The organism is Nostoc sp. FACHB-190, assembly GCF_014696905.1.
Lineage (GTDB): Bacteria > Cyanobacteriota > Cyanobacteriia > Cyanobacteriales > Nostocaceae > Nostoc_B.
Map to the genome: position 1 here is coordinate 22,986 of NZ_JACJQW010000035.1, position 23,338 is coordinate 46,323.

Here is a 23,338-nt window from a genome sequence, read left to right on the forward strand (position 1 = left end):
TTTAAGTTTTAAGTGCGTTCTGAAATAATTTATCTACTGATGAATTGACTCAGAATTTGAGATTGATTTCAAGTTTAAACTGAACGCGACTTCGTAAGCTTTGGGAGACAATTTGTCATCTTTTACATAGGGAAGATTTAGCGAGTAAACAGGGCAATTGTTTATGTAACAATTTCGACACTTTTAAGGTTAAAGTCAGATTTCTGCTAAAATCGTATAATTAGCTACAAAATATTAGTAAAATTCCTAATTTTGCATCATAAAAATGCGTTTTCTGCATTACACTGAGCAGATGAGTGATCTAAAAGCGTCGCTAACTCACACCAGTATGATGTTGATGCTCAAGTCTGGAGAAACTGCTAACCGTAGAGCAAGCGATCGCTGTTAATCTAATTACAAATAATTTCCACAACTATGAAACGTCGTGATTTTATCAATTGGGTTGGTTTAGGTTTAATAGCTAGTAACCTACCAGTCGCTATTGCGGCCTGTACTTCCCAGACAAATACACCAACATCTGAAGCTGCTGGAAGTTGGCAAAAAGTCGGCACTACTAAAGACCTAGACCAAAAAGGTCAACTGTTGGTCAAAAATTCCCCTGTTGGAAATGTGCTGGTAGTGGGTACATCTCAAGCTGCTAATCTGGTTGCTGTTGACCCTACCTGTACTCATAAAGGCTGCACCGTAGACTGGAAAGCCGATGCAAAAAAATTCGCCTGTCCCTGTCACCGTGCAGAATATGGCACTGATGGTCAAGTACAAAAAGGCCCGGCCGAAAAACCATTAAAAACCTACACCGCTAAAATTGAAGGCGATTCCGTTTTAGTTAAGAGTTAATAGGTGACAGGTGATAGGTGACAGGTAACAGAATTAAAAGTCTTTTGTTGTCTGCTGATGTCCCAACTACTTTGTTCATTGCTATATTTCTCCCTTATCTCCCTTGTCCCCCTTGTCTCCCTTATCCCCCTTGTCTCCCACTCCCTAGCTTATGCAAGGCAATACCAACCAGCTTTTAATACAGGCACAGACGGCGTATGATGCTGGTGATTGGCCGGTGCTGATTCAATACCTGCAACAGTTAATTGTGGTGGAAAATGAGCAATATTCAGAAGATTTACTGAAATTAGCACTGCCTGTTTTAGAAATGGGCGATTTTCAGCAGCGTTGGGAAATTACCAAGGTTTTACTTCGCTTGGGAAATATTGCCATTCCACCACTGATTGAGATTTTAGAAGACGAAGAAGCAGAGGAAGAATTGCATTGGTATGCGGCGCGAACTTTAGGCGAGTTTCAACATCCAGAGGCGATCGCACCTTTGGTAGAATTGCTCAAAACTAGTGATGATGAAGAATTAAAAGCGATCGCAGCTACATCACTAGGACAAATGGGGAGTTTAGCAATTACCCAACTCTCCCAACTGTTAAAGCAAGATGATACCAGACTTTTGGCGGTGCGATCGCTGGCTTATATTCGCACTCCAGAAACCATTGCACCCTTATTGACTGTAGTACAAGATACTGAAGTTGCAGTCCGCGCCACCGCCCTAGAAGCCCTCAGCAGCTTTCATGATGAACGTGTACCGCCTGTACTCATCACAGCTTTAGATGATGTGGTGGCGACAATTAGACGCATCGCCGTACTCGGTTTAAGTTTCCGCCCCGATTTAACTGGAGAATTAGATTTAGTCGCCAAACTCCAACCCAAGCTTGATGACTTCAATATAGATGTTTGTAATGCTACAGCAATCGCCCTTTCTCGGCTTGGTGGTGATGAGGCTACCCAACATTTATTTTCCGTGCTGATGTCACCCCACACACCCATAACCTTACAACTCGAAATTATTCGCGCTTTAGTTTGGGTAGGGACAATTTCGGGTTTGGAATATTTACAGCAGGCGTTAAACCAAACTAAATCAGAAATATTGTGTCAAGAAATTGTCACAGTTTTAGGACGAGTTGAAAAACCACAGTTAACTGCAAAAGCCACAGAAATTTTATTAGAATTATTAAACTCACATAATTCAGCGAAAGAAATTGCCTATATCAAAAGTGCGATCGCATTATCTTTAGGACAGTTAGGCAATCAGCAAGCTATCCCCTCATTAACTACTTTATTACAAGACTCAAACGAACAGGTAAAATTACACGCGATCGCTGCACTGAAAAAACTCTCACCAGAAATTCTCCCCATCCAGTATTGATTACAATTAAAGTAATCATACTTTTATATAGTTTTTATGAGTATCTCAACTGCTAAACGCTTCACAATATTTGAATATCACCGTTTAACTGAACTCGGCTTTTTTGCAGAAAATGACCGCGTTGAGTTAATCAAAGGAGAAATTATTGAAATGGCTGCGAAAGGTACACCACACTCTGTTTGTGGAACTCTTTTATTCAGGGAGTTGATTAAACTTATAGATGAAAATGCTTTGATAAGAAGTCAGCAGCCTATCATCATAAGTGATTACAGTGAACCTGAACCAGATTTAGTAATTGTTCGTAATGTAGATGATGATTATCTTTCTGCTCATCCTAGCCCATCTGATATTTTACTGCTGATTGAGGTGTCTGATTCTTCTTTAAAATACGACCAAGAAACAAAATTATCCATCTATGCTGAAGCGGGTATTCCCGATTATTGGATATTTAATTTAGTAGATAATTTTTTGGAGTGTTACAGCGAACCTTATCAAAGCTCACACGGACAATTTGGTTATCGTCGCAAACTCATATTTCTACCAAATGAATCAGTCAATCTACCATACTTCCATGATTTAGTTTTAGATTTATCTAAAGTCTTCCCAGGTGTGTAATTTATTTGAAATTTCAATAAATTATGAGTGCTGATCCAGTTTGGTGCTTGTTTAGAATAGAGCCTTCAGATGTACTCAATGTATCTCAAGCTTTTAATCAAGCTGTGGAGCGATCGCAAATTGCATATCACCTACAAGACTATCTTAAAATCAGAACGGAAATTCTGAATCAGCTACCTTTCCGAACATTAGATGAATCTAATATTTATTTTCCTGATTGTCTGATTCAAAGACAAAAAAATTCTGATGTGTTCGACTGGGAAGATTTACATCAAACATCCCATATTTTTTTCCCAAAAGCATTTGTAGAAATTTTTGATACTCTATTTTTAGGTAATACTCCAATTATTTCTCAAAGAATGAGCCAAGTCCAACTAGAATTAATCATAACTAATCGTGTATGTGCCACAGAAATGTTATGGGGTGGTTTAGGTTGGCAACGTGCAAATAAACTTCCTGGTTACTTAGGAAATATGTTTGTAACACCAGAAAATATAGCAAATGTTTTAGCAATCATAGAAGAAGTTTTTGCAGAAATAAGTACTGATGAATTTATTCAAGGAGCAAAGTCAATCGGATTTAGAGGAAACTGTAATGAAGATGATGCAGAAACCCTTCAATCAATCATTCTGTCCTGTTTTCATACTGTTTTACAGGAAGGAAATGGGCTTCTAGCCTTGAGCCATCCACACATCGGTATGATGCCATTTCCAGAAAATTATTAATTGACCTGTTATATTAATGAGATTATACTCACTCAATAACTCTCCGCGCCTCTGGTTACTGAGCGACTAGTACCGAGCGTTCGCGCAGCATCTCCGTCAGGAAAAGTCGAGGTAAGTCGAAGTATGCGTCTCTGCGTGAAACAATCTTCTCCTCATAAAATCAAACTTTGCATCGCCTGTTGTAAATCATTTGTAAAATCACTAACCGCTTGCTTTGCACCTGCACGACTTTCTTTATATGCAGAATAATGCTCAGATATAGATAACGGTTGACCGATATTAATCTTAACTTTTTGCTTACCCAACTGTGGACGCTGAAAATATTTATCACCTTGAATTTTGGCAATCATCTGCGATAAAATTAAAGTCGTTTCGGCAAATCTTTCGACTGAAGGTTTCTCTTTAATATAATTACCAGAAACCGCCACAAAACTTTCTACTAAGCGCATGTGCCACATTCTCGCAGTTGCTTCTTCCGCAATGCGATCGCCTAAAGCTATCTCCACAGAAGATAATGCGTTGATATCTTTAAAATCTTCCCTAAATATATAATTCCAACCAGCTTGTTCTACTTTCCGACAACGGTCTGTTAAAGTACCTTTAGCTTGCAAATTAAAATACTGTTCAGAGATTTGCAAGGCAGCATTTAATAATGCTTGTAATCGAAATGCTAAGGCTTCATTTCTATCTTTAATTTCCGCGACAGCTTGAGCATCTGCTAACTTTTGATGATAAAACCGCGTGTAAAATTGCTCCATCAAAGATAATAAATGTTCGGCTAAAGCTAATAATCGCGGATAAAGTAACTCCATCGAAGCAATATTATCGGTTTTTCCCGCATTCACAGGCAAACCACTCGCCGCTTCTAAATCACTCAATAATTGCGCGATCGCACTCCAAGGCGCAGCAGTATAACTATATTTAAGTCCAACTGGTACAATTAAAACCTGTTCCGAGCGTCCGGCTTTTTGCAAGTCTTCCGCACACCAAAAGCCTAACTGAGCAATACCGGGTTCTAATGGACTCACAATTTCTGATAGTCCATTTGTTGCACCTTCTGGCGCAGCAGCCATCGGGAATTTACCATTGGCGAACAAATCACGCGCCGAACGTAACCCCGTCCAGTCAGCCTTACCCCGTTGAATAGGCGTTCCACCCAACCGTGAAGCCATCCAGCCTACATAGTTACCCGCCCAGAGAGGAATGCCGCGATCGTAGATAAAATGAGCATGGATCGGAGACTGTAATGCTATACCCTGTTGTCGTGCTATCCTCGGCACAAGTTGAGACAGCAAGTAAACCAAACAAAAGGGATCATCTGTTTTAGGATGACGAAACGCCAACAAAAAGCGCACCTTACCTTCTTGAAACTGACGATAAAGATCCGCCAAAATTTCTACGTTGTCAGCTTCTATCTGGGAAATAGACGTTTGCCATTGTATCCAACTAGGTAGAACCGTGTGAACAACTCGCAAAAATAAAGGATTAAACGCTGGCGGAATAAATTCTAAAGGTGGTTGCGCTTGATAAATTACGTCTGACAAGGTAAGTTTCTCCTGAAGTAGTAGAGAGTGCTGAGTGCTGAGTGCTGAGTATTTTAAAAAGGTTTGGGATGCAGGGTGAAAATAACAAATGACAAATGACTATTAGCCAAGCACTTTATACTTCACACTTCATACTTCATACTTTAGTTGACATAAAGATTTGCAATTGGAAAGGGATTAAACGATGCGACTGTCACAAATGTTATTCGTTACACTCCGGGATGATCCTGCTGATGCGGAAATTCCCAGCCATAAGTTATTACTCCGTGCAGGGTATATTCGTCGCATCGGTAGCGGTATTTATGCTTATCTCCCGTTTATGTGGCGGGTGTTGCAAAAGGTTTCTCAAATTGTGCGCGAAGAAATGAATGCCACAGGCGCACAAGAATGTTTGTTACCCCAATTACAGCCTGCTGATTTGTGGAAGGAATCAGGACGTTGGGATACTTATACTAAAGCTGAGGGAATTATGTTTTCCCTAATCGATCGCCGTGAGCAACAATTAGGATTAGGGCCGACGCATGAAGAAGTGATCACAGCGATCGCGCGTGATATGATTCGCTCTTATCGTCAGTTACCGCTACATCTCTACCAACTGCAAACCAAGTTCCGTGACGAAATTCGCCCCCGCTTTGGTTTGATGCGCGGACGAGAATTCATCATGAAAGATGGTTATTCTTTCCACGTCGATGAAGAAAGTTTGAAAAAAACCTACCAAGATATGTACCAAGCCTACAGCAATATGTTGCGACGTGCTGGTTTAGCGTTTCGTCCTGTAGAGGCTGACTCTGGTGCAATTGGTGGTTCTGGTTCTACGGAATTTATGGTGTTGGCGGAAGCTGGCGAAGACGAAGTTCTCTACACCGAAGATGGTAAATACGCCGCTAACGTCGAAAAAGCTGTGTCTTTACCTGCGGATGCGGAAACATCACCGTTTACTAGTTATGAAAAACGGGAAACCCCAGGAACTGATACGATTGAAAAACTCTGTAAATTCTTCAAATGTTCTCCGACTCAAGTTGTAAAAAACGTTTTGTATCAAACAGTCTACGATAATGGCGTGACTGTGTTGGTATTGGTAAGTATTCGTGGAGATCAGGAAGTCAACGAAGTTAAATTACAGAATGAATTAACGCGGTTAGCAGCTAACTACGGCGCAAAAGCAATCATCGCCTTAAATGTACCCAGTGCAGAAACCCAACAAACCTGGGCGGCGAAACCTTTACCTTTGGGTTATATTGCACCAGATATTAGTGATGAATATATTGCAGGTAATAAACAAGTTCACGCCAAATTTGTGCGGTTGGTGGATAAAACAGCCGTTGATTTGAAAAACTTTGTCACTGGTGCGAATGAAACTGGTTATCACGTAGTCGGGGCAAATTGGAACGAGCAATTTAAGCTACCAGAAAGCGTGGTAGATTTGCGGAAAGCCAGACCAGGCGATCGCGCCATTCACAACCCCGAACAAACTCTAAACAGTGCTAGGGGAATTGAAGTTGGTCATATCTTCCAATTAGGCACAAAATATTCCCAAGCCTTGGGTGCAACTTATACCAATGAACAAGGAGAAGAAAAACCCTTGGTGATGGGATGCTATGGTGTGGGTGTTTCCCGCTTGGCACAGTCAGCAGTTGAGCAATCTTACGATAAAGATGGGATTATTTGGCCTGTAGCGATCGCACCTTATCACGCGATCGTCACAATTCCTAACATTAATGATGCCCAACAAGTGCAAATAGCCGAAAAACTTTACACCGAACTCAATCAAGCCGGAATTGAAACATTATTAGATGACCGTGATGAACGCGCTGGAGTTAAATTTAAAGACGCTGATTTAATCGGTATACCTTATAGAATTGTTACCGGACGTGCAATTGCTAACGGCAAAGTTGAAGTAGTAGAAAGAGCCACTCGTCAATCTCAAGAAATTGCCATTGATGAAGTTATTACTACACTAAAACAATGGGTTACAGCAGCAATAGAAGGTAAAAATTAACCCAACGAATTTAGCGCCAAGCTCCTGCGAGTTATTTGCAGTGAAATGTAATAACTTGCGATTAGCGGGTTTCGATACTTCGACTGCGCTCAGTATCCACACTTCGACAAGCTCAGTGCATCGCTTCGTGGGAGTTGAGCGAAGTCGAAACTCAACCCTCTTGTAGTCAGCTTAATGAGCATTGAGCGACTCGCCCTGAGCGTAGTCGTTCGCGTTAGCGTCTCCGAAGGAGAAGGGAGTCGAAATGCGTCTTCTAATTATGTACTTATAACTTTTGACAATACAGGTTATAGATAAAAATTCTGTTCCCTGTTCCCTAATTCTTAATAATTTCCTAAATCTTACGAAATAATGAGATTTATAGAATTTGGTAGATGACGGATTTAAAGTACAAATTCTAGAATTAGATCAGGACTATTTAGATTTAGCGATCGCCTGATTTTAGCGTATCGAGCTATTCACGAAATCTCTGGAAACTCTCAACTTATAAGTATCGTCCATAACCAGGCTGCTCTTCACACCAAAATTATTTCAGCCCTTAGTCAGTCAGGAAGGTTTTTAATATGAATGATGAACAAAAATCTAATCGCATATCTTCGGGCGTAGTTGCAGCCGTTTCCGCAGCCGTAATTGCTGTTAGTGGTGGTGTAGCTTGGTTAACTACCCAGACCCAAAAAGCACCTGTCACAACTAACCCCGCCAACCCCAACCAAAGTCTTCAACAACAGCCCACACAGCCATCAACCACCCAGCAAGACGAAAAAACTGCTCAAGTTTATTGGCTAAAACCCAAAGACAAAAATATTGCTTTAGTGCCTAAATCAGTAGAAGTAGCCGCGACTCAGCCTAACCAAGCCTTAGAAAGAGCTTTTCAGGCTTTATTAGAAGGGCCAAGCGACGCGACAGACTCAACCACCATTCCCAAAGGTACTAAGCTACTAAGCCTAAAAGTCGAAGGTGAGGAAGTCCACGTCAATTTATCTGATAGCTTTACCAGTGGTGGCGGTAGTACCTCAATGGTGGCGCGTGTCGGCCAAGTTGTGTACACAGCCTCCAGCCTGAACCCCAAAGCCAAAGTTTACATTGATGTCAACGGTAAACCTTTAGATGTGTTAGGTGGCGAAGGCGTAGAGTTGGAACAACCCCTCACCCGTGAAAGCTTTGACAAGAATTATCCACTTTAGTCATTGGTCATTGGTCATTAGTAAACACAAATGACAAATGACACCTGACCTAAAGTTTTGTATTCAGAACGCGAAAGTTACGAGCTTGCTGTTCTAACCTTGTAGCGATGCGATCGCACACCTGATTACACAACTCAAAAATCATTTCGTCTTCCACCCGATAGTAAGCGCAAGTGCCTTCACTGCGACGGCTGAGGATTCCGGCTTGCCACATTACTTTCAGGTGTTTGGAGACATTCGCCTGGGAAGTTTGTGTTGCCTCTACCAATTCTTGTACACATTTTTCTTCATCCCGTAGTAAGTGCAGTAGCCGTAGACGCATCGGCTCACTTAACAGGCTGAAATATTCGGCTACTTGTTGCACCACTTCCGGCGGTACAGGCAACGCTTGTTTCATCAGGAATGATCCGTAAAAACAGACAAGGTTAACAATCACTCATTTCATATATACATTAATACTTAATCAGGGTTAATTCGCATCAAAGGTTGACCATATTCTACAGGTTCTCCATTTTGAACCAGAATTTCCATAACTTGCCCTGATATTTCGGCTTCGATTTCGTTCATTAGCTTCATAGCTTCAATGATACACACACTTTGACCCTGACGGACGCGATCGCCTACTTCCACAAATGGTGCTTCCCCTGGTGCAGGGGCGCGATAAAAAGTCCCTACCATTGGCGAAGCAACTTCTACTAATCTTTGATCTATCGCTGAAGGTGCATTTCCTGTCACCTGTACACCTGCACCAGCAGTATCTAAAATTCGCTCTGGAGATAGCGTTGGTGCTACTCCTCCGGCTGCAATCGTTGTTACTGTCGCCACACCACCAATACCAGCTTGCGGTACAGCGTGATTGTTTATGCTGCCAGCTTTACGTACCGATAGCTCAAAGTCATCACTTTTGAGAGTTACTTCTGCAATATCTGTTTGTGCAATAGTTACCAGCAGTTGACGGATTTCATTAAAGTCCAATGGCACAGCTTTTATTACCTCAACCTGTCCGTAAAATGATTATTTTATGTGATACCAATTGAATAAATGATTGAGACTGATGGATAGATACAACTAAAACACAGACAGTTATTTCCAACCCAAAAATCTAAAATCGCAGATCCAATATGGTATTAGGGCAGGGATTTAAACCCTATATAGGGATTTAAATCACAATTAACTCTAAAATTTAAGAGAAAATTTATTCCCTGCCTAAATATTTATCTTCACGAGTATCAATCCGAATCCGTTCTCCTTGAGAAATAAACAAGGGAACCATTACAGTTGCACCAGTTTCTACTTTGGCTGGTTTAGTACCACCTGTAGCTGTATCACCCTTGACACCAGGATCAGTTTCGATAACTTCTAGCACCACAGAGTTAGGTAATTCCACTTCTAGAACTACATCGTCCCAACGAATCACGTTAACTTCCATACCTTCCTTGAGGTATTTGACGCGATCGCCAATTTGTGCGGCACTGAGTCGTCCTTCGTCATAACTTTCCATATCCATAAAGACGAACTCATCGCCCTCTTTATAGGTATGCTGCATTGTGCTTTTTTCCAAAGTTGCTTGCGGCACAGTTTCCCCAGCCCGGAAAGTTCTTTCAAGAACTTTGCCACTTTGAACGTTTTTCAGCGTGGTGCGGACAAACGCCGAACCTTTACCGGGTTTAACGTGGAGAAAATCAACCACCCGCCATACAGACCCGTCTAATACAATTGATACACCGGGTCGAAAGTCGTTACTAGAGATCATGAAGCTTTCAAATGTTGGAAGACAATCGGCATTTATTGTACCCTTCTAGCGGAGTAATTGGTTAATTAGTCAAGAGTCAATTGTCCTTCGTCCTTGGTCATTGGTCATTTGTGATTCTCCTCTGCACCCCAACTCTCCACTCCCAACTCCCAACTCACTCAGCACTCCTAACTATGGGAAGATTATTGATGGGTTCCGCCCAGTCAAACAATTTTGGATTTTAGATTTGCGATTTTAGATTGACAGTATCCACTCCTGGGATGCAGTGTGGAGATTTTAAACTGACGATTTTAGATTTGTTCTGCCCACGAAGGGTGGTGCTGGAACCGCAAAATAATCCAAAATCCAAAATCTAAAATCTAAAATTGGCACGGTCAACAATATTCATGCTGCATTTGAGCCATACTCATGTTTAAGTTAATAAAATCCTGGCTAAAGTCCAGCCTAGTAACAATACTGTTGGTAGTTATATTTTTAGGCATCAATACAGCTGGCTGGACTCCCTCCAGTAATGCCGCCTTGCCCTCTGGCAATGCAATTACCGACGGCAAAGCTTTGTTGCGTTATGCACTCCCAATCAAAAATGAACCAGTCAGGCAACTGCAAGCCAGTCTAGAAGACATATCAACTCAGTTGCGAGCTAATCGACGCTGGGGTGCTGTCTCCAAAGACCTGAGTAAAGCATCTCGCGTGCTTGATAAGCCTTCACAAATCTTAGCAAGTGTCCCCGAAGAACGCCAACCCCAAGCCACAGCATGGCTTGAAGAATTAAAATCTGGCGTAATTAAACTGCAAGAATTGACACAATCCAAAGATAAAGAAAAAATTCTGCAAGGGCGAAACAAATTGCTGAGTTTAGTTTCTTTGCTAGAAGAGTCAATGGTGCAGCAATTTCCCTTTGAAGTCCCAGAAGAATACAGTAATTTAGCCCAACTCAAAGGACGTGCGACCATTGCAATTAAAACCAATAAAGGCGATTTAACCGTTGTTGTAGATGGTTATAGCGCACCTGTGACGGCTGGTAACTTTGTAGATTTAGTCCAAAGGGGTTTTTATAACGGGTTAGAATTTACTCGCTCTGAAGAATCCTACGTCTTGCAAACAGGCGACCCCCCAGGTAAAGAACAAGGTTTTATTGACCCCAAAACAGGCAAATATCGGGCAATTCCTTTAGAAATTCTAGTCGAAGGAGATAAAGCACCAACTTATGGCATTACCTTAGAAGATGCTGGTCGTTATTTGGATATGCCAGTTTTACCGTTCTCTTCCTTTGGTGCATTAGCAATGGCGCGTCCCGAAAGCGAAGTAAATGGTGGTTCATCGCAAGTGTTCTTTTTCTTGTTTGAACCAGAACTCACCCCCGCCGGACGTAACTTGCTGGATGGTCGTTACTCAGTATTTGGTTATCTCACAGAAGGCAGAGATGTTTTAGATAAACTCAAAGCTGGTGACAAAATCGAATCTGCAACAGTGACTCAAGGCATAGAGAATCTAGTCCAACCCCAAGCAGCCTAGATAAAGTATGAAGTATGAAGTGTTAAATTTCATACTTCATACTTCACACATTTCCCGCCGCGAATATTTGATGAGGAGCGATCGCTAATTCGGGAAACGTCTGCGATACAATTTTCTGGTCAGCCGTAAACACTGTCTCTTCGTAAAATCCTTCTTCCAGCAGCAATACAGTAACTTTTAATTCTAAAGGGTCTACAATCCAATATTCCGGCACACCAACCGCCGCATACTCAGACCGCTTATGGCGATAGTCCCGCTTGATAGAATCTGGACTGACTACTTCTACAACCAGTAATGGTGTTGTCTCAAACACAGCTGAAGCCTTTAGTAAATCTCTGGCTTGCTCCTGTGTTACCAAACACAAATCAGTTAACCTAGACTTATTTCTTCCTGTTCTCGTCCCAGTTTCCCGAAAAGTTAGCCAAGGTAAACTTAAACGTGCGATTTCTAGTTTTAATACGGTAGCTAAAAATTCGACAATTAAAAAATGTTCAATTGTAGGAGGGTTCATTAATTCCAGCCTGCCATCCACTAACTCGTAGTGAAAACCACTGCCATCATCATAGGTTAAATACTCTTCAAATGTGAGCTTTATTACTGGTGTAGCGACCATCCCCACAGTCTCCTAAACTATACCATTATCGTAACTTGAGGGAGTAGAAAGTAGGGGAGGTAAAGGTGCAAGGGTGTAGGTAAGACAAGGAGAAGGGACAAAACAAAGGACAATTGACTATGGAATAATGACAAATGACCAATGACCAAAGTTAAAGACATTGGCGAACAAGGACTATTAGCAAAATTACAAAGCTTCTGCCCCCCAGAAATTATCGGAGACGATGCAGCAGTTCTAGAAACACCGCCAGGAACATCACTAGTAGTAACTACCGATGTTTTAGTTGATGGCGTACACTTCAGTGATGCTACTACTTCCCCAGAGGATGCTGGTTGGCGAGCCGCAGCCGCGAATTTATCAGATTTAGCTGCAATGGGGGCTACTCCTTTAGGTATTACTGTTGGTTTGGGGCTACCTGGTGATTTACAGGTAAGTTGGGTAGAGCGACTTTACCAAGGAATGACAGAATGCTTGCAAAAATACCATACCCCAATTGTCGGTGGTGATGTAGTGCGATCGCCAACTGCAACCATCTCCATTACCGCCTTTGGTCAAGTTGATCCCCAGCGCATTATCCGCCGTTCTGCTGCTAAAGTGGGAATGGCGATCGTGGTTACAGGTGTTCATGGAGCCTCCCACGCGGGCATACAACTGCTCTTGCGTCCCCAATTAGGGCAGAACCTCTCTCTAGCAGAAAAGACCGCCCTTATCAAAGCTCACCAACGCCCTCAACCCCGTTTAGATGTCTTACCCATACTCTGGGAAATTTTCACTCCCCACTCCCCACTCCCCGTAGCCGGAATGGATAGTAGCGATGGTTTAGCAGATGCAGTTTTACAAATTTGTCGCGCCAGTAACGTAGGTGCAGTTATCGACCGCCAAAAAATTCCTTTTCCAGCTATCTTTACCAATTGGCTCAAACCAGAACAAGCAATAGAATACGCCCTCTACGGTGGTGAAGACTTTGAATTAGTACTTTGCTTACCACCCACACAAGCAAATGCCCTAGTACAGCAACTCAACCAAGACGCAGCAATTATCGGTACTATTACATCTGGTTCACAAGTGTTATTACGTGACCAACATCAACAAATCCCTGACCAAGTTCTTAGTCTTAGTCAGGGATTTCAACATTTTGGTCAATAGTGAGTTTGTCCTTAGTCCTTTGTCATGAGTTCCAAGACCAATGACAAATGACAAATGACCATTGACAAATTATTGCCACTTCTGGGCTACTAGTTCAGCCAAATCTAGAACACGTTGGCTATAACCCCACTCATTGTCATACCAAGCCATAACTTTTACTAAGTCACTGCCCATTACTAAAGTCAAGCTGGCATCAACAATAGAAGAAGCATCAGTACCTTGGTAGTCTGAGGATACCAACTGAAGCTCACTGTAGTCTAGAATACCTTTGAGTGAACCTTCTGAGGCATCCTTGAGGGCTTGGTTGACTTCTTCCGTAATAGTACGCTTCTCAACCTGAACAACGAAATCTACCATTGAGACGTTCGGGGTTGGTACACGTAAGGCAACACCATTCAGCTTACCTTTGAGTTCTGGAATTACTAGCGCCACTGCTTTTGCTGCACCTGTAGAGGTGGGAACAATGTTGATGGCTGCTGCTCTTGCCCGACGTACATCGCGGTGAGAAGCATCTAGCAAACGCTGGTCTCCGGTGTAGCTGTGGGTGGTGGTCATTGTGCCTTTAATGATACCGAATTTATCATTCAGCACCTTGGCAATAGGAGCCAAACAGTTGGTAGTGCAGCTGGCATTACTAATAATGTGGTGTACATTGTGATCGTAATCGTGATGATTCACGCCGATAACGAAAGTACCATCTTCATTTTTCCCAGGAGCAGTAATCAGAACCTTTTTGGCTCCAGCATTTACGTGCTTTAAAGCTCCCTCTTTGCTAGTAAATACCCCAGTTGCTTCAATAATCAGGTCAATTCCCCATTCTCTCCAGGGCAAGTTTTCTGGATTGCGATCAGATACGCATTTAATGGTTTTACCGTTAACGATGATAGAGTTATCATCGGCGGTAATGTCAACATCCTTTAACTTCCCAAGCATTGAGTCATACTTCAGGAGGTGAGCATTTGTTCTAGGATCTGATGTGTCATTGACAGCTACAAGGTCGATATTGCTATTTTGCCGACCTAGCCAACAACGTGCAAAGTTACGCCCGATGCGCCCGAAACCGTTGATTGCGACTCTAATCACAGTGTCTTGCCCTCTGTATTTATGCCTATAAGTTGATATCTTTGAACCCAATCATATCGCAAAGGGGGGGAGTATTAATAACTATAAAGTGTTAGATCCAAAAAAAAATATATATTTTATTCAGATTTTTCTGAATAGAGGTTATTGGTCGTGATGTAGAATCTAACCGGCTCTGGAACTAAATACTTAATAGATTGATTTTGGCAAGAAAGTTTGCGAATAAGACTTGACGAAACTCCCACTAAGGGTATATTCAAGAATTGCCAGTGAATGGTAAGTGACTGCTGTTGTAGTTGTTGCTCAACTTGCTGGCAGATAATGTTGCTTTTAGCTTGATCACCATCTAATTGTCGGGGCGCAATCAACCAGTCACACATTTGTACTAACTCTTGTCTACGGTACCACCGAGGTAAGGTTTGGAAAGTATCCAAACCCAAAATCCAGTACCAATGAGTATTTGAATAAACAGCCGATAGGTCAATCAACGTGTTGATAGCGTAAGAGGTTCCAGAGCGATTTGACTCCACCAAGGAGACAGTAAAAGCTGGGTTGTCTCTTGTAGTTATTTCCAGCATCTTTGCTCGATGCTCAAATCGTGCTGCTTTTTTGTGTGGAGGATTGAACGATGGTACCCAAATTATTTGATCTAGGGGTGCTTGAGACAAAGCCATTTCGGCGATGAGTAAGTGTCCCCAATGAATTGGATCAAATGTGCCACCGAAAATTGCCAGATGTTGCATCTGCTCTTACCCAGGCTTTATACATTTGAAACACAATTTCACTGTCAATGTATTATTGTACTCAATTCATGCCTTAGCTTGATGAAATTTAAAACTCATTTGGCTAGGAATGTATTATCGTAGCCCTTACTAGTCAGGAATCTAAAAATATGTATTTCTACTTACAAGAATTTCTTTCCCGATGCAGTGGAAATTTTCAGAATAATCTTAAAAACAGTTCAGAAATAGCAAAAACCTCCTACAAAGGTAAAATCATTCTCAATCCACATAACGAAAGCGGAAAAGCTCTCCGACAACCAGCATAAAAAAGGTGTAGAAAAATTTACGGTAAAAAACAAATTCCTGTTATGATACGCGTGTCATTTGTGAATATGGTGTGGTGTAAGAGGAGTAATCAATGAATAATGCTGTGGATTTCGGCGGTAGACCATTCCATTTTATTGGAATTGGTGGCATAGGAATGTCGGCTCTAGCTTATGTACTGGCAAAGCGTCAATTGCCAGTATCAGGTTCAGATGTTCGGCCAAATCATATTACGCACAAGTTAGAATCTATCGGTACACATATTTTTGGCAAGCAAGAAGCAAGTAATCTTGAATTCTTTCGCCCCAAGGTGATGACGAATGCAGCAGCATTAAGTTCACAGGAATTATCAGCTGCTATTGAGTCCTCACTACCTCAAGTAATTTGTTCCACTGCAATTAACACTAACAATTTAGAATATAAAGCTGCTTTAGAATTAGGCTGTCCGATATTACATCGTTCAGATGTACTTGCTGCTTTGATTGCTGATTATAAGAGTATTGCTGTCGCAGGTACGCATGGCAAAACTACAACCAGTAGCATGATTGGTTACATGCTCTTACAAGCTGGTTTAGATCCCACCATTTTGGTAGGCGGTGAAGTCAATGCGTGGGAAGGTAATGCTCGCTTAGGTGAGAGTGAATATTTAGTAGCAGAAGCAGATGAATCTGATGGTTCTTTAGTGAAACACGCGCCGGAGATTGGCATTATCACTAATATTGAACTAGACCACCCTGACCACTACGACACATTAGATGAAGTTGTTGATACTTTCCAAAAATTTGCCCAAGGTTGCAAGACCTTAATTGGCAGTATTGATTGTGAAACAGTACGCGATCGCCTAAAACCGACAATCAGCTACAGTCTACATCAAGATACAAATGCTGACTATAGCGTGACCAATATTGACTATCGTCACGATGGCACCACAGCTTTAGTTTGGGAACGTGGTAAAGCTTTAGGTGTATTAAAATTACGCTTACTCGGTCGGCATAACCTGAGCAATGCTTTAGCCGCAGTGGCTGTTGGTCGCATTTTAAATTTAGAATTCGGTGAAATTGCCAAAGCTATTGCCACTTTTGAAGGTGCAAGACGACGCTTTGAGTTTCGTGGAGAAGTTGATGGTATTACATTTATTGATGATTATGCCCATCACCCCAGCGAACTGCGGGCTACCCTTGCGGCGGCGCGTCTCCAGGCTAGACCAGGACAAAGAGTGGTGGCGATCTTCCAACCCCACCGTTACAGTCGCACACTGACATTTTTAGAAGAATTTTCTCAGTCCTTTGCTCATGCTGATTTGGTTGTCTTGACTGATATTTACAGTGCAGGGGAACCCAACTTAGGGCAAATCAGTGGGGAACAGTTAGCAGCAGAAGTTGGTAAGTTTCATCCCCAGGTAGTGTATCAACCAACTTTACCCCTAGTGCGCGAGTTTTTACTCAAAACGCTACGCCCCGGCGACTTAGCTTTGTTCCTTGGTGCAGGAAATCTCAATCAAGTCATACCAGAATTAATTACTACACTTTGTGAGGCTGCTACAGCCACCTCTTAAGACCGTTGAGTAACGGCACCATTAATTCATATCCCTTGCTGTATTTTTGCGGCAGAAAAATGTAAAAATTTCACAAAATTGATGTCAAAATGAAAATCTCCCAGGCAGCTGGAAACATCTGCACAGTTTCTGCTACACCTACACAGAAACAGGAAACAGATAAATCATCAGATAACAAAATAATTTATTTACCAGGTACAGATTGCATGATCAGGTCTCAGGCTGCGTTGTCTGCGTTTACTTCTTACAGAGTTGGCGGAGCAGCAGAATGGTACGTTGCGCCTCGGAACTTAGAAGCACTGCAAGCCAGCTTGAATTATGCAAAAGAACATAACTTAACTGTAACAACATTAGGTGCAGGTTCTAACCTGCTAGTAAGCGATCGCGGTTTACCTGGACTAGTGGTTGCCACACGCCACCTACGCCACACCCACTTTGACCCAGAAACAGGTTTATTAACAGTTGCTGCGGGAGAACCGATTCCCAGCCTAGCATGGGAAGCAGCACAACTAGGATGGCAAGGTTTAGAGTGGGCTGTTGGTATTCCTGGTACTGTGGGTGGTGCTGTCGTGATGAATGCTGGCGCACATAATAGCTGCATCGCAGATATCTTGGTTAGTGCCGAAGTTCTATCTCCTGATGGCACACTCGAAACTTTCAGTCCTGAACAAATGGGTTACAGCTATCGAACTTCATTACTCCAAGGTAGCGAGTCTCCTTCTCCTGGCGGAGACGCTGCGCGAACGGAGAGGCGTTGCCAACGCATCGTCACCCAAGCAACCTTCCAACTGCAACCAGGAGCCGACCCCGCCACAGTTTTAGCTGTGACTAAACAACACAAACAACATCGACTCTCCACCCAACCTTATAACTTCCCCAGTTGCGGTAGCGTCTTCCGTAACCCCAAACCCTATGCAGCAGGTTGGTTAATTGAACAAACCGGACTCAAAGGCTATCAAATCGGTGGCGCACAGGTAGCTCAACTCCATGCCAATTTTATTGTGAATCGCGGTGGAGCTAAAGCCAGTGATATTTTCTGCCTGATTCGTCACATCCAAGAACAAGTGCAAGAACGCTGGTCGATTTTGTTAGAGCCAGAAGTCAAAATGATGGGTGAGTTTCAAGCAGCTTGTGGCTAAGGAGAGGCTAGGGGTTAGAGGTTAGAGGCTAGTGAGGAATTTGATTCATAGCCAGCGATATTTAATCTTCTCTTTCCTAGCCCTTATTCCCTATTCCCTACACCCTATTCCCTATTCCCCACCATTAATTATTAGTAATAAAAGTGGCAAATTACCACCCGCATCTATAATTGAATGTGATTTGTTATTGAAAGCACACGCGGACAATCAATTATGACAGGTAAAGGACAAGGATTCGGCTTTGGCTTAGGCAAAATGAAAGAACTTGCCGAAGCCTTCAAAAAAGCGCAGCAAGTTCAAGAAGGTGCAAAGCGACTCCAAGAAGAATTGGAGCAAATGGAAATTCAAGGAGAAGCTGGTGGTGGTTTGGTCAAGGTCATTGTCAGTGGCAACCAAGAACCCAAACGAGTAGAAATTTCTCCTGATGCTTTAGCACAAGGTGCAGAATTACTTTCCGACCTTGTAACAGCAGCGATGAAAGATGCTTACACCAAATCCACAGCCACAATGCGGGAACGGATGGAAGAATTGACCAGTGGACTGGAATTGCCTGGATTTTAGTCATGAGTCATTAGTCATGAGTCATTAGTCATTAGTTTGTACAAATGGCAAATGACAAGTGACACAGGACAAAGGATAAAGTACAAAAAATACCTATGCCCTACAAACTGTTGTTTGTCTGCCTGGGAAACATCTGTCGTTCGCCATCGGCAGAAAACATCATGAATCATCTGATCGATCAGGCTGGATTAAGTAACAGCATTATCTGTGATTCTGCTGGTACATCTAGCTATCACATTGGTAGTCCGCCTGACCGCCGGATGAGTGCGGCGGCGGCTGCTAAATTAGGAATTCAACTGCGTGGTCGAGCCAGACAATTTGCCAAGTCAGATTTTCAGGAGTTTGATTTGATTTTGGCAATGGATCGAGACAATTACGATGATATTCTTGCTCTTGATCCCACTGGCAAATATCACCACAAAGTGCGCTTAATGTGTGATTCTTGCACTCAACATAACCTGAAAGAAGTTCCCGATCCCTACTACGGGGGAGTGGAGGGATTTAATCAAGTCATCGATTTACTGGTGGATGCTTGTGAAGGTCTACTTCAGGAGATTACGCAGCAAGAATTACAAGCTTGATTGATGCACAAATAGTTTATAACTTACGCACAAAGGTTATTTTTGAAAAATGGGTGTAGGGGTATCCCTACACCCTCTTCCAAAGCCTTAATTTTTTGTATCAATGGGTAAGTTCGATAGTTATTCGACTAGACCATGTTTAATTGCAAACCGTACCAGTTCAGCTCGGTTACTGGTAGCGGTTTTTCTTAATAAACTACTAACGTACTTTTCTACCGTTCTGGGACTCAGGTGTAATTGTTGACCCATTTCCACATTTGACAAACCATGAGTCAGCAGTTCTAAAACTTCTTGTTCTCTGGAAGTCAGGGAAGAGAAAAACTCTGGTTTGTCTAGGTGAGTAAAGACAGAGTTCTGAGCTTCTACAGCTGTTGCTGGAGTTGAATTAGTCAGATTTTCTTTATGAGAAACGCGGTATTGTGATTGAATGATTTGCGATCGCTCCAACAAATTGCGAATAGCCGCCGCTAATTCCTCTAACTCAAACGGCTTGGGTAAGTATAAATCACAACCCGACTGATAGCCCAAAATTCTCTCTTGGGTCTTGGTACGTGCTGTTAATAAAATTACAGGCAACAAACGGAATCCTGGTTGTTGGCGCACTCGGCGTACCAGTTCATAACCATTCATCCTTGGCATGACTATATCAGTGACAATTAAATCAGGACAGTATTCTTCTACCATTGCCAAAGCTTCTTGACCGTCATTAGCCGTGATCACCGAGTAGCCAGACAGTTCAAGATAATCGCTAATAGACAGACGAGTGCCCAGGTCGTCATCCACCACAAGGATCGTCAAGGGCATGGACAGTACACCCCTAGCATTTTTATTATTTGGAAATTTGCTTCTACGCGCTTTTTCAGTGAACACAGCTAATAATAGTGTTCTTATGTTTCATACTATGACAGGATTACCAGCTAATGACTGCCCGAATAGATAAATTATAAAGAAAATCTTAAATCATTAGGAGTGACTCAAGCAGTTTAACGTAGGTTGTATAGCTAGTGCTTGCTAGACATAGAGACTTTTGTAATTCTTCACAAATTGCAATTAACTCAGAGTAATAACTCACCATACCGTAAATCATATTGACTTTATAAATCATAATGCAGCAACTTGTGAGGCAAAAAACATTTTACTTGATAGTTGTCAAAAGCTAGATTAATAGAATAACACTGATATTCCGAGAATAATTAATTTATAGTGGTTTAATATGCCTCTATAAATTCACCTGCCAATCTCAAGGATTTTGGCAACACATTTAAACTTATAAAAATATCAATGAGTGAAAAAAGCGAAAGTTACAAAGTCATTAGCGACAACCGTCAAGCCCGTTATTTGTATGAAATCTTGGAAACTTATGAAGCTGGTGTGCAGTTGACTGGAACGGAGGTGAAATCCATTCGTGCTGGCAAGGTGAATCTCCAAGATGGTTATGCTTTGATTCGTGATGGAGAAATATGGCTAATTAATGTGCATATTTCTCCATATACTGCGAGTGGGCAATATTTTAACCATGAACCCCGACGCACACGCAAGTTATTGCTGCATCGCCAGGAAATTCGGAAGTTGATTGGCAAAGTAGAACAGCAGGGTTTGACACTAGTACCTTTAAAAATGTATCTCAAGCGAGGCTGGGTAAAAATCAGCATTGCCCTTGGTAAAGGTAAAAAACTCCATGACAAGCGAGAAGACCTCAAACGTCGTCAGGATCAACGGGATATTCAAAGGGCGATGAAAAATTATTAGTCAATGGTTAATAGTTAGGAGAGAGGCTGGAGACTAGAGGCTAGGGGCTAGTATTTTTACTCATCACTTTTAATCAAGAAAGTATAAGGAAAATATTTCAGACTTCAAAATTCAGACTTCACACTTTTTCTTTATATACCCTCAGCGTGAGTTGATAAACAGCCTAGTTTATGGCTACAGATTGATTCTGGTTTCCCTAGGAGTCGATACAGTGGTGAGTAACTATGGAACCAACAAGGAACCTCACCATGAAACTCAACTTGACTCAAGCTGTTAGTGCTGGAGTATTAACATTAGGTATGGCAATTATGCCTTTAACATTGCCTGTGCAAGCTCAAGACAACACTACTACAACTACTGGTGATGCGCCCAGAACAACAACTTACGCTCGCAATGATTTTGATTGGGGTTGGTTGGGATTATTAGGTCTCATTGGTTTAGCAGGTTTAGCTGGTAGAAAGCATAACGATGAACCTACCCGCTATCGTGATCCTAATGCCCCTGGTGCTACTAGTTACAGGGACTAGCACCACAAAATAAAATGCGGCAACATCAACAACAGAAATGGGCAAGTTTGCAGTGGAAACTTGCCCATTTATCTCATACCAAATTAAAAAATGATTGCGACAGATTGATGGCTCAAAAGCTTACCGATCAACCCTTACCCAATCCAAAATCTAAAATCTAAAATCCAAAATGGTATCAGTCAGGAATTACGCACAAAGGTTGTCTGTTGAGGATGGGTTTAAGGATGTAAGGGTTTTGAACACCTACACCTTTTCCTAAACCTTGATTTTGCATCCTACGGCTTAAGTCCTGTCAATGTTAACTAGCAGACTCTGGATTAGATGAATTAATGGCTTGGTTACTATCTTGATGTAGTGGCCGCCAGTAACTTGCAATGATAGCCACCATCAACCACCAAAGTGTATTTACTTCCGGCCGGAACCAAATTGTATCTACAGTACCGTGGGCTAACATTCCCAGTAAAGTTGCACAAGCACCAATTAGCCAAAAACCTTGAACATTTCCAGATTCGCGCAATCTCCGCAGTTGCATAAATGCTGAGTTGAAGGTGACTACTATCAACCACAGGAAACAAGCCAAACCAACAAAGCCAGTTTCCACAGCCACCTCTAGCAGAATTGAGTAGGCGCTTAAAGCACTATAACGAGGACGTTGATAAAGTGGGTAAACTTTATTAAAAGCGTTGTGACCGGGGCCAATACCAATAATAGGCCGATCGCGGATCATTTCAAAAACAGCATCCCAAACATTGCGGCGATAATTGTTACTACTATCTTGGCGATCGGCAAAAATACTAAAAACTCGCAAACGTACAGGCTCAACAAAGATGACTGCCAGTATCAATAATCCCAGCAAACCGCCCATAATGATCGGCAGTGACCAAGTACGCCAAAAAGGAGGTAGCTGTAAACTCTGCCAATAAACTAATAATGCGATCGCTGTTAAAACTCCTACTACTAGGCCAATCCAGCCACCACGGCTAAAAGTCAAAACTAAGCAAGCCGCATTCACAACTACCATTGTCAATGCTAAAGCTTTTTTGACCCAACCTTGCCAAACAAAAATTGCCACTAAGCTCAAAACTACAGATGGTATTAAATACCCAGCCAACAAGTTAGGATTACCCAAATAACTATAAACCCTAGTTGTTTTAGACAAAGGTGATTCTGGATCTACCCATGTAGCTAATTGGGCAGCACCAAAAAACCATTGCCTTAATCCATATACACTAACAATTAGCGATATATGTAGATATAACGTAATAATCCAAGACCGGAGTCGTGGCGACCTGAGTACCCTAGCACAAAGAGCAAACAGCAACAAATATAGTGTTAAAGTTGCCAAGTCATTTAAAGCAGCCTTTTTCACTGGTGATAATGCTGTAGCTACCACAGCAATTCCCCAATAAAGCAATACCAACAAGTGAATCGGCGTGACTAATGGTGCGTTGGCTGGTATTGGTTCATCAGATAAAGTCAACAACAGCCAAAAACCTACACATGCTATCAGCAGTACTCCAATCAATGTACTCGATACAAAAGGCGCAAGAACATAAATTAAGCTGATTAAAGCAGCTGCAATTATGTCTCCCCACTGAAGCAAAATGCTACTTTGCCGCCAGGAGTTCAGCAAACCAATCGAACAACGACGTAAATAGCTCGTTGCCAGGTATTCTTTGAGTGGTAAATCAGATAAAGTCAATCGTTGCCAGACTAAATTCATAAGACACGCTGCATTTAATGAGCCGAACTGCACAGACAGAACTTGCCCTCAATGATAATGCGGGTGATTATAAACAGAGAACA

23 protein-coding genes are annotated in these 23,338 nt (G+C 42.0%); 14 read left to right on the forward strand and 9 right to left on the reverse strand.

Going from position 1 to position 23,338, the window contains the following annotated elements:
• The first annotated feature begins 414 nt into the window (after positions 1–414).
• From H6G28_RS27930 to H6G28_RS27945, 4 genes are all read left to right on the forward strand, one after another.
• Positions 415–837, forward strand: a complete 423-nt coding sequence (locus H6G28_RS27930; protein ID WP_190675874.1) for a QcrA and Rieske domain-containing protein — start codon at positions 415–417, stop codon at positions 835–837.
• 151 nt (positions 838–988) lie between these two features.
• Positions 989–2,200 (forward strand): HEAT repeat domain-containing protein, encoded by a 1,212-nt coding sequence (locus tag H6G28_RS27935; RefSeq protein ID WP_190675876.1) that lies wholly within the window; start codon positions 989–991, stop codon positions 2,198–2,200.
• 36 nt (positions 2,201–2,236) lie between these two features.
• Positions 2,237–2,815: a Uma2 family endonuclease gene (locus H6G28_RS27940; protein ID WP_190675878.1), complete on the forward strand. Its 579-nt coding sequence runs from the start codon at positions 2,237–2,239 to the stop codon at positions 2,813–2,815.
• Between the two features lie 23 nt (positions 2,816–2,838).
• A complete protein-coding gene (locus H6G28_RS27945; protein ID WP_190675880.1) occupies positions 2,839–3,540 on the forward strand; it encodes a hypothetical protein in 702 nt (233 codons plus the stop codon).
• A 152-nt stretch (positions 3,541–3,692) separates the two neighbouring features.
• On the opposite strand, the gene H6G28_RS27950 is transcribed toward H6G28_RS27945, so the two are convergent.
• Complete coding sequence (locus tag H6G28_RS27950) at positions 3,693–5,084, reverse strand: lysophospholipid acyltransferase family protein (protein WP_190675882.1); 1,392 nt, start codon at positions 5,082–5,084, stop codon at positions 3,693–3,695.
• Positions 5,085–5,268: 184 nt separating this feature from the next.
• Here H6G28_RS27950 and proS point away from each other — a divergent pair, with 184 nt between their 5' ends.
• Positions 5,269–7,083: a proline--tRNA ligase gene (gene proS, locus H6G28_RS27955; RefSeq protein WP_190675884.1), complete on the forward strand. Its 1,815-nt coding sequence runs from the start codon at positions 5,269–5,271 to the stop codon at positions 7,081–7,083.
• 563 nt (positions 7,084–7,646) lie between these two features.
• Complete coding sequence (locus H6G28_RS27960; RefSeq protein ID WP_190593016.1) at positions 7,647–8,267, forward strand: GerMN domain-containing protein; 621 nt, start codon at positions 7,647–7,649, stop codon at positions 8,265–8,267.
• Between the two features lie 49 nt (positions 8,268–8,316).
• On the opposite strand, the gene H6G28_RS27965 is transcribed toward H6G28_RS27960, so the two are convergent.
• From H6G28_RS27965 to efp, 3 genes are all read right to left on the reverse strand, one after another.
• Entirely contained in the window at positions 8,317–8,664 is a 348-nt protein-coding gene (locus H6G28_RS27965) for an ArsR/SmtB family transcription factor (protein WP_062289993.1), read from the reverse strand.
• A gap of 62 nt (positions 8,665–8,726) precedes the next feature.
• Positions 8,727–9,248 carry an acetyl-CoA carboxylase biotin carboxyl carrier protein gene (gene accB, locus H6G28_RS27970; protein WP_190593017.1) on the reverse strand — a complete coding sequence of 174 codons (522 nt, stop codon included), beginning with the start codon at positions 9,246–9,248 and terminating at the stop codon, positions 8,727–8,729.
• A 214-nt stretch (positions 9,249–9,462) separates the two neighbouring features.
• A complete protein-coding gene (efp, locus tag H6G28_RS27975) occupies positions 9,463–10,020 on the reverse strand; it encodes an elongation factor P (RefSeq protein WP_190593018.1) in 558 nt (185 codons plus the stop codon).
• 408 nt (positions 10,021–10,428) lie between these two features.
• On the opposite strand from efp, the gene H6G28_RS27980 reads away from it, so the two are divergent.
• The gene (locus H6G28_RS27980) at positions 10,429–11,535 is read left to right on the forward strand and encodes a peptidylprolyl isomerase (RefSeq protein ID WP_190593019.1); all 1,107 of its coding nucleotides are present in this window, start codon (positions 10,429–10,431) and stop codon (positions 11,533–11,535) included.
• Between the two features lie 43 nt (positions 11,536–11,578).
• Here the strand turns inward: H6G28_RS27980 and H6G28_RS27985 are convergent, their stop codons facing one another.
• Positions 11,579–12,148, reverse strand: a complete 570-nt coding sequence (locus H6G28_RS27985; RefSeq protein WP_190675886.1) for a Uma2 family endonuclease — start codon at positions 12,146–12,148, stop codon at positions 11,579–11,581.
• Between the two features lie 141 nt (positions 12,149–12,289).
• On the opposite strand from H6G28_RS27985, the gene thiL reads away from it, so the two are divergent.
• Entirely contained in the window at positions 12,290–13,294 is a 1,005-nt protein-coding gene (gene thiL / locus H6G28_RS27990; protein WP_190675888.1) for a thiamine-phosphate kinase, read from the forward strand.
• A gap of 69 nt (positions 13,295–13,363) precedes the next feature.
• Here thiL and H6G28_RS27995 read toward each other — a convergent pair whose 3' ends face one another.
• Positions 13,364–14,377: a type I glyceraldehyde-3-phosphate dehydrogenase gene (locus H6G28_RS27995; protein WP_190593022.1), complete on the reverse strand. Its 1,014-nt coding sequence runs from the start codon at positions 14,375–14,377 to the stop codon at positions 13,364–13,366.
• Positions 14,378–14,493: 116 nt separating this feature from the next.
• Positions 14,494–15,117 carry a nicotinate (nicotinamide) nucleotide adenylyltransferase gene (gene nadD, locus H6G28_RS28000; RefSeq protein ID WP_190593023.1) on the reverse strand — a complete coding sequence of 208 codons (624 nt, stop codon included), beginning with the start codon at positions 15,115–15,117 and terminating at the stop codon, positions 14,494–14,496.
• A gap of 397 nt (positions 15,118–15,514) precedes the next feature.
• Here nadD and murC point away from each other — a divergent pair, with 397 nt between their 5' ends.
• From murC to H6G28_RS28020, 4 genes are all read left to right on the forward strand, one after another.
• The gene (murC, locus tag H6G28_RS28005; RefSeq protein WP_190675890.1) at positions 15,515–16,975 is read left to right on the forward strand and encodes a UDP-N-acetylmuramate--L-alanine ligase; all 1,461 of its coding nucleotides are present in this window, start codon (positions 15,515–15,517) and stop codon (positions 16,973–16,975) included.
• A gap of 89 nt (positions 16,976–17,064) precedes the next feature.
• Positions 17,065–18,114, forward strand: coding sequence for a UDP-N-acetylmuramate dehydrogenase (murB, locus tag H6G28_RS28010; RefSeq protein WP_190593025.1), 1,050 nt, complete (start codon positions 17,065–17,067; stop codon positions 18,112–18,114).
• Positions 18,115–18,327: 213 nt separating this feature from the next.
• Entirely contained in the window at positions 18,328–18,675 is a 348-nt protein-coding gene (locus tag H6G28_RS28015) for a YbaB/EbfC family nucleoid-associated protein (RefSeq protein ID WP_190593026.1), read from the forward strand.
• Positions 18,676–18,770: 95 nt separating this feature from the next.
• Positions 18,771–19,256: a low molecular weight protein-tyrosine-phosphatase gene (locus H6G28_RS28020; protein ID WP_190675892.1), complete on the forward strand. Its 486-nt coding sequence runs from the start codon at positions 18,771–18,773 to the stop codon at positions 19,254–19,256.
• Between the two features lie 120 nt (positions 19,257–19,376).
• On the opposite strand, the gene H6G28_RS28025 is transcribed toward H6G28_RS28020, so the two are convergent.
• Positions 19,377–20,060 carry a response regulator transcription factor gene (locus tag H6G28_RS28025; RefSeq protein WP_190675894.1) on the reverse strand — a complete coding sequence of 228 codons (684 nt, stop codon included), beginning with the start codon at positions 20,058–20,060 and terminating at the stop codon, positions 19,377–19,379.
• A 477-nt stretch (positions 20,061–20,537) separates the two neighbouring features.
• On the opposite strand from H6G28_RS28025, the gene smpB reads away from it, so the two are divergent.
• Positions 20,538–21,005: an SsrA-binding protein SmpB gene (gene smpB / locus H6G28_RS28030; protein ID WP_190593029.1), complete on the forward strand. Its 468-nt coding sequence runs from the start codon at positions 20,538–20,540 to the stop codon at positions 21,003–21,005.
• 248 nt (positions 21,006–21,253) lie between these two features.
• Positions 21,254–21,532: a WGxxGxxG family protein gene (locus H6G28_RS28035; RefSeq protein ID WP_190593048.1), complete on the forward strand. Its 279-nt coding sequence runs from the start codon at positions 21,254–21,256 to the stop codon at positions 21,530–21,532.
• 298 nt (positions 21,533–21,830) lie between these two features.
• Here the strand turns inward: H6G28_RS28035 and H6G28_RS28040 are convergent, their stop codons facing one another.
• Positions 21,831–23,255: an IctB family putative bicarbonate transporter gene (locus tag H6G28_RS28040; protein WP_190675896.1), complete on the reverse strand. Its 1,425-nt coding sequence runs from the start codon at positions 23,253–23,255 to the stop codon at positions 21,831–21,833.
• Positions 23,256–23,338: the final 83 nt, after the last annotated feature.

Coding starts and splice junctions, on each gene's coding strand:
- H6G28_RS27935 (WP_190675876.1), top strand. CDS start 989: ATGCAAGGCAATACCAACCAGCTTTTAATACAGGCACAGACGGCGTAT.
- efp (WP_190593018.1), bottom strand. CDS start 10,020: ATGATCTCTAGTAACGACTTTCGACCCGGTGTATCAATTGTATTAGAC.
- H6G28_RS27960 (WP_190593016.1), top strand. CDS start 7,647: ATGAATGATGAACAAAAATCTAATCGCATATCTTCGGGCGTAGTTGCA.
- proS (WP_190675884.1), top strand. CDS start 5,269: ATGCGACTGTCACAAATGTTATTCGTTACACTCCGGGATGATCCTGCT.
- H6G28_RS28035 (WP_190593048.1), top strand. CDS start 21,254: ATGAAACTCAACTTGACTCAAGCTGTTAGTGCTGGAGTATTAACATTA.
- smpB (WP_190593029.1), top strand. CDS start 20,538: ATGAGTGAAAAAAGCGAAAGTTACAAAGTCATTAGCGACAACCGTCAA.
- H6G28_RS27940 (WP_190675878.1), top strand. CDS start 2,237: ATGAGTATCTCAACTGCTAAACGCTTCACAATATTTGAATATCACCGT.
- H6G28_RS28025 (WP_190675894.1), bottom strand. CDS start 20,060: ATGCCCTTGACGATCCTTGTGGTGGATGACGACCTGGGCACTCGTCTG.
- murB (WP_190593025.1), top strand. CDS start 17,065: ATGAAAATCTCCCAGGCAGCTGGAAACATCTGCACAGTTTCTGCTACA.
- H6G28_RS28015 (WP_190593026.1), top strand. CDS start 18,328: ATGACAGGTAAAGGACAAGGATTCGGCTTTGGCTTAGGCAAAATGAAA.
- H6G28_RS27980 (WP_190593019.1), top strand. CDS start 10,429: ATGTTTAAGTTAATAAAATCCTGGCTAAAGTCCAGCCTAGTAACAATA.
- nadD (WP_190593023.1), bottom strand. CDS start 15,117: ATGCAACATCTGGCAATTTTCGGTGGCACATTTGATCCAATTCATTGG.
- H6G28_RS27965 (WP_062289993.1), bottom strand. CDS start 8,664: ATGAAACAAGCGTTGCCTGTACCGCCGGAAGTGGTGCAACAAGTAGCC.
- H6G28_RS28040 (WP_190675896.1), bottom strand. CDS start 23,255: ATGAATTTAGTCTGGCAACGATTGACTTTATCTGATTTACCACTCAAA.
- thiL (WP_190675888.1), top strand. CDS start 12,290: ATGACCAAAGTTAAAGACATTGGCGAACAAGGACTATTAGCAAAATTA.
- H6G28_RS27930 (WP_190675874.1), top strand. CDS start 415: ATGAAACGTCGTGATTTTATCAATTGGGTTGGTTTAGGTTTAATAGCT.
- H6G28_RS28020 (WP_190675892.1), top strand. CDS start 18,771: ATGCCCTACAAACTGTTGTTTGTCTGCCTGGGAAACATCTGTCGTTCG.
- H6G28_RS27985 (WP_190675886.1), bottom strand. CDS start 12,148: ATGGTCGCTACACCAGTAATAAAGCTCACATTTGAAGAGTATTTAACC.
- H6G28_RS27945 (WP_190675880.1), top strand. CDS start 2,839: ATGAGTGCTGATCCAGTTTGGTGCTTGTTTAGAATAGAGCCTTCAGAT.
- murC (WP_190675890.1), top strand. CDS start 15,515: ATGAATAATGCTGTGGATTTCGGCGGTAGACCATTCCATTTTATTGGA.